This is a genomic window from Isoptericola halotolerans, assembly GCF_013149785.1.
Taxonomy (GTDB): domain Bacteria; phylum Actinomycetota; class Actinomycetes; order Actinomycetales; family Cellulomonadaceae; genus Isoptericola; species Isoptericola halotolerans.
On sequence record NZ_JABEZU010000002.1, the window covers coordinates 659,148 to 672,238 of the forward strand.

Below are 13,091 nucleotides of genomic sequence, written 5' to 3' on the forward strand. Positions count from 1 at the left end.
GCCCCCGTGCACGCTTTTCATTCCCTGGCCTATCTCGACGTCGAGAAGTCCGGCTCGACGTACGTCTCGCGCTTTCTGCGTGACTTCCTGGACGACGACGAGGTCGCGTTCCGCAAGCACGTCGAGCTGGAGGACCGGCCCCCGGCGGGTCGCCTGCACGTCATCTCGGTGCGTGACCCGCTGGACACCTACCTGTCGCTCTACTCCTACGGCTGCCAGGGCAAGGGCGGTCTGTCCGGCACGATCCGGGAGGCCGGCCTCGGTCACCTCTACGACGGCACGGCCGAGGGGTTCGACGGGTGGTTGGACGTCGTGCTCGACCCGGCGTACGCCTCGGCCCTCAACCCGCGCAGCTACGACAAGTCGGGCGTCGCGCCGCACACGGGGCTGCTGTCCTACCGGGTGGCGCGCCTGTCGAGCCCGCGACCGCGCCGTTGGATGCGTCAGGCCACCTCGGCGGACGACTTCGTGGCCCGGTACCGCAGCAACACCGTCGTCGACGTGGTGCTGCGCAACGAGTCGCTCACCGAGGACCTCGAGGCGCTGGTGCGACGCACGGACCTGGAGTGGCGCCCGTCGCGCGCCGTCGCGCTCGAGACGCTGCGGGCGCAGCGGCGGCTGAACACGAGCCGCCGGCTCGACGACGACGGCGCCTTCACCGTCCCGCACGACGCCCGACGCCGCGTGGCGGCCCGCGAGCGCCTGCTCACGGAGGTCTTCGGCTACGACGACGGTCATCGCAGCTCCACCACCGAGGCGACCCACGCGAGGTCCTCGGCGTAGCGCTCGTCCAGGGCGGAGACGGCGCCGTCGTCCAGGAACGACGCCGGGACGTCACCGGGGGCGGGGTGGCGACCGAGCGCCCCGGTGACGAACCGGTGGAAGGCCACGCGCTCGTCGGACCCGCGCAGCAGCGGGAGCACGTCGAGGGACAGGTCGGCCATGCGCTGGGTGTACCGCGTGTTGGTGCGGCGGGAGACCTCCTCGCCGACCTCCACGCCGCGCGCGCCGAGCCGGTCGAGGGCGTCGGCGAGGATCTGCCCCACCAGCGGGCGGCTGCCGCTGCGGTCGCGGTCGTAGTCGTAGACGGTGACGTGCTCGGCGCCGAAGGTGCGCACGAGCTCCTCGACGACGCCGCGCCAGGACAGCGTCGACCCGACGCGACCGGCCAGCTCCTCGAACCGGACGACCTTGCCGTGCTTGAGCTGCTGCTGGTAGGCGGACTCCAGGAACGCGGCGTAGCCGCGCACGGTGAACTGCACGTGGCGGGGCACGCCGTCGGTGGCGCGGTCGATCCCGGCGAGGTTCTCGGCGATCCGGGGGTACAGCTCGGCGCTGTCGGGCGCGAAGGCCGGTCCGGTGTTGGACTCGCAGGAGTAGAACAGCCCGGGTGACCGGCTGGTCCGCCACGCGTCGTCGAGGAACTCGCGCAGCCGCTGGTCGGCGCCGGGCCTCGCGACGTCGTACCACCCGTCGAGGGCGGCCCGGATGTCGGGCTGCGTGGTCCGTGTGGTGACCCCGGCGGCGGCGAGCTCGGCGGTGTGCTCGCGGCACCAGGACTGCACGGCGGTCGTGCCGGTCTTCTGCGAGCCGAGGTGCAGCACGACCTGGTGCCCGGTGGGCAGGGGGCGGCGCGCGGCGAGGGTGTCGCGCAGCCGCTGGGCGAGCTTCATCGGACCTCCACGATGTCGCGCAGTCGGGCCAGGTCGGCGTGGTCGCGGGCGGCGAGCTCGGCCTCCTGGACAGGGCTGAGGGGCTGGGCGGGGGCGCCGCCGTCGTCGACGTGATGGTCGACGAAGGCGCGCAGCTCCCGGCGCTCGTCGTGGGAGCGCAGGTGGGGCAGCGCGGTGCGTGCCACCTCGAGCTGGCGTGCGCTCCAGTGCTGGGCGTCGACGTGCTCGACGTCGTCGAGGGGCAGCGCCCCGACGTCGTCGGTGAGATGCCCGAGAGCGCTGGTGAGCACGGAGCGTGCGACGACGGCGCTCGCCGCGGCGGGGTCGGTGGCGGTCCGGACGCCGGTCGCGTCGTGGACGCGGACCCGGTCGGGGCCCACGGCGGCGACGAGCGCCTCGACGAGCGGGACCCAGCTCGGCTCCTGCACGCCGGCCCAGAAGGCGTCCAGGCCGACGTCGTGCCCGTGCCGCACGGAGGCCACCCACGCGGTGGCGACGGCGTCGGCGTGGGCCGTCAGGGTGACGTCCACGGTCCAGGGGACGTCGCGGAGCGCCGCCGCGAGGCCGTCGACGCCGGCACCTGCGTGCGGGTACAGGGTGCCCCCGCGCGGCAGGTAGGCGGGGCCGAGCGGGGCCGAGCCGGAGAAGAGCACCGGGCCGTCCGCGACGAGGTGCGCGCGCAGCCGGGCCCGGCTCTTGTCGGAGCGCCAGTCGAGCCCGGGGACCGCGTCGCGCAGGTCCGACCAGGACGTCCGAGCCGCGACCTGGCGTTCCGTGAGCGACGCGCGGTGGACGCCGCACCACGTCCGCACGGCACGCACGGTGGGCCGGTGGGTGCTCAGGTGGACGGCCACCGGCGATCTCGCCTCGGGCATCTTCTCGAACTCCTTCTCGCCATGTTCCGGACGGAGGGAACGTTAGTCCCCTCGATGGGTCGGAAGTGACATCTTCATGGCCTCGGAGCACAATGCGCGACGGAATGGGCGAACTGTTCACCGACGGGTCACGGAGTGTTCGTCGACAGTTTCCAAGATATGGCCGAATTCGCCGTCTCGGGCTCATAGTGTCGCCGCCATGAACGAATCCGTGCTCGTCGTCGTCCCCGCTCGTGGCGGGTCGGCCGGCGTGCCGCTGAAGAACCTGCAGCGGGTCGGGGGCAGCTCCCTGGTGGCCCGCGCGGTGCGTTCGGCGGCCGCCGCGCCGGCAGTGACCGACGTCGTCGTCTCCACCGACCACGCCGAGATCGCCCGCGAGGGGGCGCTGCACGGCGCCCGGGTGGTCGAGCGTCCCGCGGACCTGGCGGGAGCGACCGCCAGCTCGGAGTCCGCCGTGCTGCACGTCCTCGACGCGCTCGTGGCCGAGGGTGCCGAAGAACCGGCGGTCACCGTGCTGCTGCAGGCGACGAGCCCGTTCGTCGACCCCTCCGACCTGGACACCGCGGTGCGCCAGGTGCTGGCCGGGCGGCACGACGTCGTCGTCGCCGTCGCGCCGACGCACGACTTCCAGTGGCGGATGGACGACGACGGACCGGTGCCGGTCGGGCACACCGCCGACCACCGCCCGCGGCGGCAGGACCGCGCCCCGCACTTCCGAGAGACCGGCGCGTTCTACGTGATGCGTACGGCGGGCCTGCGCGAGCACGGGACCCGGTTCTTCGGGTCGGTCGGCCTGCAGGCCGTCGCGCCGCAGTGGGCCGTGGAGATCGACGACCCCCGCGACCTGTGGCTCGCGCGGACCCTCCTCGACCAGCCCGCCGACCAACCGTCCGACGCCGAGCCCGGCCCGGTGGAGCGGATGGACGTGGACGCCCTCGTCACGGACTTCGACGGCGTGCACACCGACGACGGCGTGTACGTCTCCCAGGACGGCGTCGAGCAGGTGCGGGTCCACCGCGGCGACGGCCTGGGCGTCGGCCACCTGCGCGCGGCCGGCATCCCGCTGCTCATCCTGTCCAAGGAGACCAACCCGGTCGTGACGGCCCGGGCTCGCAAGCTCGGCGTCGACGTCCTGCAGGGCATCGACGACAAGGAGACGGCGCTGCGCGACTGGTGCGCCGCGAACCGGCTCGACCCCGACCGGGTCGCCTACGTCGGCAACGACGTCAACGACCTCCCCGCCCTGCGCGTCGTCGGCTGGCCCGTGGCCGTCGCCGACGCCCACCCCGACGTGCTCGCCGCCGCGCGGGTCGTCACCGAAGCGCGAGGCGGCCACGGCGCCGTCCGCGAGATCTGCGACCGCATCACCACCCATCGGAAGGACCCCGTCATGACCGCCACCTCCACCGCCCCCGTGGCCCAGCCCGTCCAGATCGGCGAGCACGCCGTGGGCGTCGGCGAGCCCGTGTACGTGATCGGGGAGATCGGCATCAACCACAACGGTGACGTCGAGATCGCCAAGCAGCTCATCGACGTCGCGGTGGCCGCGGGCTGCCAGGCCGTGAAGTTCCAGAAGCGCACCCCGGAGATCTCCACCCCGAAGGACCAGCGGGACAAGATCCGTCAGACGCCGTGGGGCGAGATGACGTACCTGGAGTACAAGTACAAGGTCGAGTTCGAGCACGAGCAGTACTCGGAGATCGACCAGTACGCCAAGGCGCAGGGCATCCAGTGGTTCGCCTCGCCGTGGGACGTGCCCTCGGTCGGGTTCCTCGAGGAGTTCGGGGTGCCCACCCACAAGATCGCCTCGGCCTCGGTGACCGACCACGAGCTGCTGCGGGCGCTCGCCGACACCGGCAAGCCGCTCATCCTGTCGACCGGGATGTCCACCCTGGAGCAGATCGACCAGGCCGTGGAGATCCTCGGCAGCGACGACCTGGTGATCCTGCACTCCACCTCGACGTACCCGCTGCCTCCCGAGGAGGCCAACCTGCGCACGATCAACACGCTCCAGGAGCGGTACGGCGTGCCGGTCGGCTACTCCGGCCACGAGACCGGTCTGCAGATCTCCGTGGCCGCCGTCGCCCTCGGTGCGGTCGCCGTCGAGCGGCACATCACCCTCGACCGCGCCATGTGGGGCTCGGACCACGCCGCGTCGCTGGAGCCCAAGGGCCTGACCAACCTCGTGCGTGACATCCGCATCCTCCAGGACGCCCTGGGCGACGGCGAGAAGAAGGTCATGCCGGGCGAGCTCGCGCCGATGTCGCGCCTGCGCCGCGTCGACGCCTGATCGCCGAGCACCACCGAGCCCGCCCGAGCAGCTCCGAGCAGCCCGAAGGACCGTCCGCATGACCGCCTCCCGACCTCAGGTGTCCGTCGTCGTCCCCGCCCGGGACGCCGGCGGGCACCTGCCCGACGCCCTGGGCAGCCTGCAGCGGCAGGGCCTGGACCTGTGCGACCTCGAGGTGGTGGTGGTCGACGACGGCTCCACCGACGACACCCTCGCCGTGCTGGAGGAGGCCTCGTCCCGGCTGCCCGTCCTGCGGTGGGTGCACCACCGCACGCCGTTGGGGGTCTCCGCGGCCCGCAACCGTGGTGTCCGTGAGTCGCGCGGTCGCTGGGTGACGTTCCTGGACCCGGACGACTGGTTCTTCCCCGGTCATCTGGCCGCGATGGTGGACGCCGCCGCACGGTACGAGGTGGACTTCCTGGTGTGCGACCAGGTGCAGGCGTACGGCAACGACCGTCGCCGGGTCCGGGCGCCCGAGCCGCGCCGGCACGTGCCGCTCGACCCGCGCAGCGGCATCATGCCGACCTCTCGTTCCACGATGGTCAACTACGTGCAGGTCTCGTCGCGGTTCCTGTCGCGGCGGGTGGTCGACGACGGTCTGGTGGTCTTCGACGAGGACCTGCCGACGGCGGAGGACCGCGAGTGGGCGTGGCGCCTGCTGCTCGGGACCCGCCGCTACGCCGTCGTGGACGCGCCGGGGTACGTGTACCGGCGGGCGGTGTCCGGGTCGCTGACCGACGTCGGTGACGCCCGCCAGCTCGGCTTCCTCGAGGCCTATGACGCGGTCCTGGACCGGCTGCGCCGCGACGACCTGCCGCAGTACGAGCCCAAGGTGCTGCGTGACGTGCTCGCCGTGCTCCACCATCACGTGGCGCGCCGCACGGTCTACCCGGACGACGTCTGGCGGACGATGACGGCGCGTGCCCGCGAGGTGGTCGGGCGCTTCGACAAGCAGGTGGTCGCCCAGCAGGTCGCGGCGCTCGGTCCGGAGCGGGTCCGCGCGGTCCGCAAGCAGGGGGTGTCCCTGTGAGCGCGGTGACCACCCAGATCGTCACGGCGTCGACCCTGTTCGGCGCGGCCACGGTCGCGGCGGCCTGGGACGCGGGGGCTCTGCCCCGGCGCGACCGCACGGTGCTCGTGGTGCAGCACAACGTGCCGGCACCCGAGTGCTCCGACGACTTCACGGCGAGCCCGGCCTTCGCGGCGCTCGGCGACCGGTTCGACGCCGTCGTCGCCTGGAACGACGTCGTCACCCCGCACCACCCCAAGGAGTGGAAGCCGCGACCTGCGGACGTGCCCCTGTGGGAGCGGCTGCTGCGGCAGCGGTGGGACCTGGGCGACGGTCCGCTGGAGATCGTGGGGGAGTCGGTGGCCACACCGCCGACCGGTGCCCTGGTCGCGATCTTCGCGTCGGCCGCCGTGAGCGTGTATGCGGACGGCCTGATGGTCTACGGCCCGACCCGCTTCGACCTGCGCCACGAGGTCGGCGGACGGGTCGAGCGGCTGCTCCACCTGGACCTGCTGCCCGGGGTGCGCCCCACGCTGCTCGCGGAGTGGGACGTTCCCGGAGCGGTGGTCCCGGCCGAGGCGTTCCGCAAGGTCGTGGGTGCGCTGACCGAGCAGGCCGTCGCCACCGACGTGGCGCGCGCGGAGCGGGAGGGGCCCACGAACGGCCACGCCGCCGTCGTCCCGCGCACGCTGGCCGACCGGCTGCCGGAGGAGGGCACGTACGCCCTGCTGCTGGGTCAGTACATGGCGGCGATCGGGTTGCTGACCGAGGCCGAGGAGGCCGAGTTGCACCGCGGCATGGTGGACGCGGCTGCTGAGCGGGGGTTCACGCGGGTGCTGCTCAAGCCGCACCCGTCGGCGCCCCGGCAGGGCACCGCGGAGCTGGTCGAGCACGCCCGCACCGTGGGGGTGGACCTCGAGGTCGCTCCGGCCGCGGTGCTGGCCGAGTCGTTGTACGGCGAGTCGGCCCCTGGCCTGGTGGTGTCGTGCTTCTCGACGGCGCTGGCCACGGCCCGGGCGTTGTACGGCGTGCCGACGCTCAACGTGGGGACCGGGATGCTGCTGGAGCGGCTGGAGCCGTACCCCAACTCGAACCGGGTGCCCGCCGTCGTCGTGGACGCCCTCGGACGGCAGGACGGGCGGTGGCAGGACCCGGCCGCGATGCAGCGCCTGGTCCGGGCGGTGTCGTACTGCCAGCAGCCGCGGCTGCTGGCGCGCTTCCGTGACGAGTCCGCGGATCTGCTGCGGGAGCTCGACGACGCGACGCTGCGGCAGTGGTTCCGCCGCAAGCGGCTGACCGCGCTCGCGCTGCCCGGTGGGATGCCGGTGCCGCGCTGGCGCTCGGCGCGGGTGATCGCCTCGGTCGACGCCCTGGACCGTCGCCTGCTCGGGGGTCGGCTGCGGCGCCTCGTGCGACGGCGGTACGCCGGTGCGGGGGACGACCTGCAGGCGGCGGTCGGTGCGGCGAAGGGGCAGCTGGATGGCTGAGCCGCTGGACGCCGGCGCGCTGCGGCTGGTGGGCGACCTGCCGGTCGACTGCGGGGTGACGGTCGTCGCGTGCGTGCGCGACGAGGAGGCCTACCTGGCCGCGGCCGTGCGGTCGGTGCTGGCGCAGGACCACGACGGCGACCTGCGGCTGGTGCTGGCGGTGGGGCCGTCCCACGACGCGACGGCGGCGATCGCCGAGCGGCTCGCCGAGGACGAGCGGGTGACCGTGGTGGACAACCCGACCGGGTCCCGGTCGATCGGTCTGAACCTGGCCATCGAGCACGGCGCGCGGGACCAGGCGTCGGCCGAGCACGCGGTGGTGGTGCGCGTCGACGGTCACACGGAGCTCCCGCCGGACTACGTGCGGCGCTGTGTGGAGCTGTTGCGGACCACGGGCGCCGTGGGCGTGGGCGGGATGATGACGCCGGTGGGCCACGGGACCGTGCAGGAGGCGGCGGCCCGGGCCATGAGCCACCCGGCGGGCATCGGAGCCGTGCAGTTCCACACGGGTGGTCGTGCGGGGGAGGCGGAGACCGTCTACCTGGGGGCGTTCCGCCGCGCGGCCGTGCAGGCCGTGGGGGGCTACGACCCGACGCTGTTCCGCGCGGAGGACTGGGACCTGTGCCTGCGGCTGCGACGAGCAGGTGGTCTGCTGTGGTTCGACCCGTCGCTGGTGGTGGAGTACCGACCGCGGCGGACGTTGCGGGCGGTGGCCAAGCAGTTCTGGCGGACGGGGATGTGGCGCCGCGAGGTGGTGCGGCGCGACCCGTCGACGGCGGGTCTGCGGTACCTGGCGCCGCCGCTGCTGGTGCTGGCGCTGGGGCTGTCGGTGCTGCTGGTGGTGTGCGGTGCGGCGGTGGGCTCGTCGTTCGTGCTCGTGGCGGGGCTGGCCGTGCCGGTGGGGTACGTGGTGGGAGTCCTGGGCGCGGCCGTCCATGCGGCGTCGCGGCGTCCGGCGCTGCGTGGGCAGGCGGCGGTGGTGCTGCCGGTGGTCCTGGTGGTGATGCACGTGTGCTGGGGATGCGGGTTCGTGCGCGGGCTGACGGCGAGGGCCGCGGCGGACCATCGCGCCTGACCTCCACCCCGGGTGCCGAGCAGGAACCTGGTCCCGCATTCCGGCTTGATAGCGGGACCAGCTTCCTGCTCGGCACCGACTTCGGGGAGGTCAGCGGGTCAGGCGGGCGGAGAGCGCCACGGGCAGCGCGGACCGGGCCACCGACCACAGGTGCCGTGGCCGGGACCAGGGCACGACGGCGTCGCGCGGGGCGAGCGTCCCGGCCCGGGAGCTCTCGGCGAGCTCGCGGACCGCTCCGGCGAGCTCGTCGCCGGTGTGCAGGTAGCCGTCCTCGCACCAGGCCCGGTCCGGTGTCGGCCCGCCGGCGCGCAGCGTGGCGGCGACCTCGTCGAGGCGGCGCAGGCAGCCTGACCCGGTGTAGGCCTCGTTGAGCTGTTCCGGCCCCACCCCGAAGTCGGTGAGGAACACGGTGGGCAGCCCCCGGGCCAGCGACTCCAGCGCGGCGGTGGAGCTGACGGTGAGCAGCGCGGTCCCCGGGGTGAGGTGGTCGCCCATGGGCCCGACGGCGAAGCCCACCGTGTCGGCGGACCTGCCGAGCCGACGGTGCTCCGTGGCCCACAGGGTGTCGAGCGGGTACGGCTCGTTGTGCGTCTGGCGTTCTCCGGCGCGTGCCCGCAGCTTGACGGTCACCTCGAGACCGTCGTCGGCGAGCCGGGCCAGACCGTCGAGCAGCGCGACCCTGTCCTCGCGGGTCGCGGGCACCTTCGCCTGGGCGGCGAGCACCACCCGGTGCGGGACGCCCTGCGGCGGGGTGCCCGTTGCACGGGTGCCCGCCGGCGGGTCGAGGAACGGCAGCCGGGACAGCACGATCCGTGGGTCGGCGTCGTGCCGGGCGAACGCGTCGCGGTAGGGGGCGGCCTCTCGCCGCCCGTGCACCACGAAGGCGTCGGTCCAGCGTCGCCAGCCCGTCCCGCGATCGGTCGCGGGCAGCGCCATGCCGGGCAGCCCGGTGACCAGGGCCGGCCGGTGCCCGTGCCGGGTGGCGCGCAGCACCCGGTGGGCGACGAGCTCGGCGACGGGGCCGGTGGCGGCGACCAGCACCACGTCGGGCAGGTGGGTGCGCACGTACCGGGTGAGCGCTCCTGGCGTGAGCACGGACGGTGGGTGCAGGCCGGTGCCGGCGACGGCGGCTCGTGCCTGCTCGGCCGTGGGGGCCAGCGGTGAGCGGAGGACGACGACGGCGGGCTCGACGACGGGCTCGCCGTCGTGATCCCGCAGCCGGGCGAGGCTCCATGCCGCCCACTTGAGGTAGGAGTCGGCGTCGGCGACCGCGAGGACGCGCACGCGACTCATGCGACGGAGCGAGAACCGTGCCGGCCGGCGGTGCTGCGAGGTCCGGCGGCGCGCGCGAGGTGCGCGGCGAGGCCGAGGTGGTCGCGCAGCGCGGGCGTGGCCCGGGTGGTCCACCACGCGTCCGGCACGTCCTGCGGCAGCACGGCGACCCCGCGGGGCGTGAGGAGCCGGGTGAGGGTGACGGCAGAGGTGGACGGCAGCGACACGACCCGCTGGTCGGGACGGAGACCCCGCAGCCGCAGCTCGACCGGGGCGCCGGGGTCGTCCACCCGCACCCCGGGCAGCTGCTCGAACAGGGCGGTCACCAGCGTGTCGTGGCGGCGGTGCGGGATGTAGCGCACGGGGCCGTCGGCGGCGAGGCCGGTCAACCAGGCGGCGTACTGGTCGGCGTGGACGAGCCGGTCGGCGACGAGACCGGAACCGACCACGACGGTCGGCTCGTCGACGTCGGACGAGGCGTCGTCGGCGGGCCGGGAGGCCAGCCAGCCGAAGGCGTGGCCGACGACGTCGACCCCGAGAGCGGTCAGCGCACCGGTGAGCTCGTCGTCGAGCGGGAGCATGGTGCACAGGGTGAGGCGACCGGCCCGCGCCAGGCGCCGCAACCGGCGCGTGGTGAGCATGCCGAGGGTGTGGCGCAGCGGCCCGGCCGGGGCGGTGAGACGGATCATCGGCGCGGCGTCGACGAGGCGCCGCGCGACGTCGAGGGTGGCCAGGCCGTCGTCGACGACCACGAGCCGCCCTACGGTGCGGCTGCGGGCCAGCGCGGTCTGGAACACGCCCGAGAAGGGGTCGCCGACCAGGTGCACGGGGGCGTCGTCCAGGGTGCGGCTCGTGGGCCCGACGGTGACGTCGAGGCCGTCGGGCAGCCCGAGGTCGCGGACGGCGCCGACGGCGGTGGCGAGCGTCGGGACGTCCGAGCGGGCCACCACCCGGGTGCGGTCGCCGGGCGGGGTGCGCAGGTGTCCGTCGGCGAAGGCCTCGACGGCGCACAGCAGCTGCAGCGGGGACTCGACCAGGGCGCTCACGCCCTCAGGGAAGCACGGCCGGGCGTCGTGCGGGCGACCCGCGGGTGTCCACGGGGTGAACGCGGGACGCCGGGCCGTTCCCCTCTACGGGAGCGTCGTGACGTCCGGGCCGACGAACAGGTGCAGCACCTGGTGCAGGCCGAGGCCGAACGCACGGTGGTCGGCGAGGACGACGTCGGAGAACCGGCGCCGGCGCAGCTCGTCGAGGTCGAGCACGAGGACGCTGGTGTCGAACGCCTCGAAGTCGAACACCTGCCGGGCGTGCATGGAGCGGTAGAGCTCGAACGCCACCTCGGGCCGGTCGTCCAGCGCGCGGGCCGCCCGGTACAGGACGCCGAACCCGCTCGTGTCCCAGTGCGCGCTCGGTCGGGCACCGACGGGCCGGCCGGCCAGGTCGACGGCACCGAGGGCGGTGGCGTCGACGTCGGTCTCGCCGACCGGCACGACGACCACCCGGTCGAGGTGCAGCAGCACGCTCGGCAGGAGCATCCCGGCCCGTTGCCCGCCTCCCTTCGTCGTGGGGCCGAGGACGTCGTCCAGGGCGCCCGCGGTGTCGGGCTCGACGACCCAGACGCGGACCGGCCCGGACGCGGCCTCCTCGATCGAGCGGACCGCGTCGTCGACGGCATCGAGCTCGGAGCGGTCGGGCAGCAGGACGACGTCGGTCCCGGTCTCGGTGGTGTCCGCCTCCTGGTCGGTGGTCGTCGCCCGCTGCGAGACGGAGAGGCGCCCGGCCAGCTCGGCCGCGGGGACGGACAGCGGCGGAGGAGCGGGCTCGGCCTCGTGCCGGCGTCGGGCCTCGGCGACCTCCGGGGCGACGGTCTCGCGCCAGGCGGCGTAGACCTCGTCCGCGGGACGCCCGGCGAGGATCGCGTCGAGTGCGGGCCGCAGCCGCTCGAGCATGCCGGTGCGGATGGCCTCGAACTCTTGCGCGGAGAGGCGGAACAGGCCGTTGAACCGGACGTCGGCGTTGTGGGCGGGCCGGAAGTCGACCTCCATCCCGAGCGAGGTGGTCGGCAGGTAGCAGTGCAGGCGCTTGGTGACCACGCGGGTGAAGCTCGTGCGGTACCAGTCGAGCAGCCGGTAGGCCTCGCGCATGTTCTCGACGTAGGTGCGGTCCTTGACCTTGCGGTAGCTCTGGCGGACCTTCGTCGCACCGTCGGGCACCGGTTCGCGGACGGCGTCGACGTACACGGTGGCAGGTTCGGGGCGGGCGTCCGTCGGGGGGAAGACGGTGCTGACCGTGGTGGTGAGGCAGCCGGAGAAGAACGCGGGCACGTCGAGCGAGAGCAGCAGGTCCACGGTGGTCCAGTCCCGGCAGCCGATCGGGCCGTGCTCGCGCAGGTAGTCCAGCACCTTCGGGGTCAGGAGCCCGCGCTTGTTGCAGTGGAACGAGACGAACAGCGGACGCAGGTTCCGGTGCGGGGGGAAGTCCCACACGCCGGTGCCGGCGAGGTCGTGCATGAACCACCCGAACTCCAGGAGCCACGTCTCGTCGGGAAAGCGCTGGAAGGTGGACCCGTCGCGGTCCACGCGGTAGAGCTCGACGTCGGTCGGCTCGTCGCCGTCGAGGTGCAGCTCGGGCCGGACGTTCCCCTGCAGCTCGGACACGAAGTCCGCCAGGTCCGGGTCGTCGCTGTGGAAGCGCAGGTTCGTCCGGCGGGCCAGGTGGCCCATCGACGCGAGGGTCTGGACGTGGTCGCCGATGTTCTGCGAGGACTTCCCCTTGCCGGGCTGCACGTAGTCCAGCACACCGAACGCCACCCGGCCGGCAGGGGCGGGGGCGTCCTCGTGCTCGCCCGCGCCACGCCACCGCTCCAGCCACGCGATCTCGGCGGTGCCCTCGGGCCATCGGTCCTCGTCACCCGCGTAGGTCTGGACCATCCGGTCGTGGACGGTGTGGCGCAGCTCCGGCACGCCCAGCGGGAAGAGGTGCCTCAGCACGGTGTGCCAGGTGCGGGCGCGCACGGTCAGGGACCCGTCGGCCAGCCACTCCTCGGCCCGGGCCACGCCCTGCGTCGGTTCGACACGGAACAGGGAGTCGACGTAGGGCACGGGGGTCACGTGGGACGCGCGCTCCTCGTCGTGGCGGAAGTGGGCGAGCGCCCTGCGGTAGTGGCGCCGGTCGTGGTCGATGAGACCGGCGGCCAGGTGCGTGTCGCTCGACTCTCCCGACCGGGCCAGCTCCGCGTCCAGGAGCGCCTGCGCGGCCTCGTGGCCCTTGTTCCGGAGGGCGCGGCGAACCGTGCGCACGAAGTCGTTGCGCGAGCGGTCCGGCGGCGGGCTCGCCGGGGGAGGGGTCGGCGGCGGCACCGGATCGGGTCGTGCGGTCGCCCGTGTCAGCCTGTTCCAGATCTGTCGCAA

Annotated in this window: 10 protein-coding genes and 1 pseudogene; 6 read left to right on the forward strand and 5 right to left on the reverse strand. The window is 74.1% G+C overall.

Annotation, left to right across the window (positions count from 1 at the left end; genetic code table 11):
• The first annotated feature begins 6 nt into the window (after nt 1-6).
• Nucleotides 7-783, forward strand: a complete 777-nt coding sequence (locus HDG69_RS10710) for a sulfotransferase family protein (RefSeq protein WP_171783756.1) — start codon at nt 7-9, stop codon at nt 781-783.
• Here the strand turns inward: HDG69_RS10710 and HDG69_RS10715 are convergent.
• Nucleotides 735-1,673 (reverse strand): hypothetical protein, encoded by a 939-nt coding sequence (locus HDG69_RS10715; RefSeq protein ID WP_171783757.1) that lies wholly within the window; start codon nt 1,671-1,673, stop codon nt 735-737. The genes HDG69_RS10710 and HDG69_RS10715 overlap by 49 nt on opposite strands.
• The gene (locus tag HDG69_RS10720) at nt 1,670-2,548 is read right to left on the reverse strand and encodes a hypothetical protein (protein WP_171783758.1); all 879 of its coding nucleotides are present in this window, start codon (nt 2,546-2,548) and stop codon (nt 1,670-1,672) included. Before HDG69_RS10720 ends, HDG69_RS10715 begins: the two co-directional genes overlap by 4 nt.
• A 199-nt stretch (nt 2,549-2,747) precedes the next feature.
• Between HDG69_RS10720 and HDG69_RS19060 the strand changes: the two are divergent.
• The 5 genes and pseudogenes from HDG69_RS19060 to HDG69_RS10740 form a co-directional block, all read left to right on the forward strand.
• Nucleotides 2,748-3,827 (forward strand): annotated as a pseudogene (locus HDG69_RS19060) (cytidylyltransferase domain-containing protein); the annotation flags it as partial.
• Between the two features lie 111 nt (nt 3,828-3,938).
• Nucleotides 3,939-4,838, forward strand: a complete 900-nt coding sequence (locus tag HDG69_RS19065) for an N-acetylneuraminate synthase family protein (RefSeq protein WP_246256581.1) — start codon at nt 3,939-3,941, stop codon at nt 4,836-4,838.
• 58 nt (nt 4,839-4,896) lie between these two features.
• Nucleotides 4,897-5,868, forward strand: coding sequence for a glycosyltransferase family 2 protein (locus tag HDG69_RS10730; RefSeq protein ID WP_171783760.1), 972 nt, complete (start codon nt 4,897-4,899; stop codon nt 5,866-5,868).
• Nucleotides 5,865-7,334, forward strand: a complete 1,470-nt coding sequence (locus tag HDG69_RS10735) for an alpha-2,8-polysialyltransferase family protein (RefSeq protein ID WP_216645453.1) — start codon at nt 5,865-5,867, stop codon at nt 7,332-7,334. Before HDG69_RS10730 ends, HDG69_RS10735 begins: the two co-directional genes overlap by 4 nt.
• Nucleotides 7,327-8,409 (forward strand): glycosyltransferase family 2 protein, encoded by a 1,083-nt coding sequence (locus tag HDG69_RS10740; RefSeq protein ID WP_171783761.1) that lies wholly within the window; start codon nt 7,327-7,329, stop codon nt 8,407-8,409. The genes HDG69_RS10735 and HDG69_RS10740 overlap by 8 nt, the downstream gene beginning before the upstream one ends.
• A 90-nt stretch (nt 8,410-8,499) precedes the next feature.
• Here the strand turns inward: HDG69_RS10740 and HDG69_RS10745 are convergent, their stop codons facing one another.
• The 3 genes from HDG69_RS10745 to HDG69_RS10755 all read right to left on the reverse strand — a co-directional run bounded on the left by HDG69_RS10745 (nt 8,500) and on the right by HDG69_RS10755 (nt 13,040).
• Complete coding sequence (locus HDG69_RS10745) at nt 8,500-9,702, reverse strand: DUF6716 putative glycosyltransferase (RefSeq protein WP_171783762.1); 1,203 nt, start codon at nt 9,700-9,702, stop codon at nt 8,500-8,502.
• Nucleotides 9,699-10,727, reverse strand: a complete 1,029-nt coding sequence (locus HDG69_RS10750) for a hypothetical protein (protein WP_171783763.1) — start codon at nt 10,725-10,727, stop codon at nt 9,699-9,701. The genes HDG69_RS10745 and HDG69_RS10750 overlap by 4 nt, the downstream gene beginning before the upstream one ends.
• Before the next feature lie 84 nt (nt 10,728-10,811).
• The gene (locus HDG69_RS10755) at nt 10,812-13,040 is read right to left on the reverse strand and encodes a hypothetical protein (protein ID WP_171783764.1); all 2,229 of its coding nucleotides are present in this window, start codon (nt 13,038-13,040) and stop codon (nt 10,812-10,814) included.
• Nucleotides 13,041-13,091 lie beyond the last annotated feature (51 nt).

Excerpts from the sequence above, each read along its gene's own strand:
- HDG69_RS10715 (WP_171783757.1), bottom strand. The coding sequence starts at position 1,673 with ATGAAGCTCGCCCAGCGGCTGCGCGACACCCTCGCCGCGCGCCGCCCC.
- HDG69_RS10720 (WP_171783758.1), bottom strand. The coding sequence starts at position 2,548 with ATGCCCGAGGCGAGATCGCCGGTGGCCGTCCACCTGAGCACCCACCGG.
- HDG69_RS19065 (WP_246256581.1), top strand. The coding sequence starts at position 3,939 with ATGACCGCCACCTCCACCGCCCCCGTGGCCCAGCCCGTCCAGATCGGC.
- HDG69_RS10730 (WP_171783760.1), top strand. The coding sequence starts at position 4,897 with ATGACCGCCTCCCGACCTCAGGTGTCCGTCGTCGTCCCCGCCCGGGAC.
- HDG69_RS10740 (WP_171783761.1), top strand. The coding sequence starts at position 7,327 with ATGGCTGAGCCGCTGGACGCCGGCGCGCTGCGGCTGGTGGGCGACCTG.
- HDG69_RS10745 (WP_171783762.1), bottom strand. The coding sequence starts at position 9,702 with ATGAGTCGCGTGCGCGTCCTCGCGGTCGCCGACGCCGACTCCTACCTC.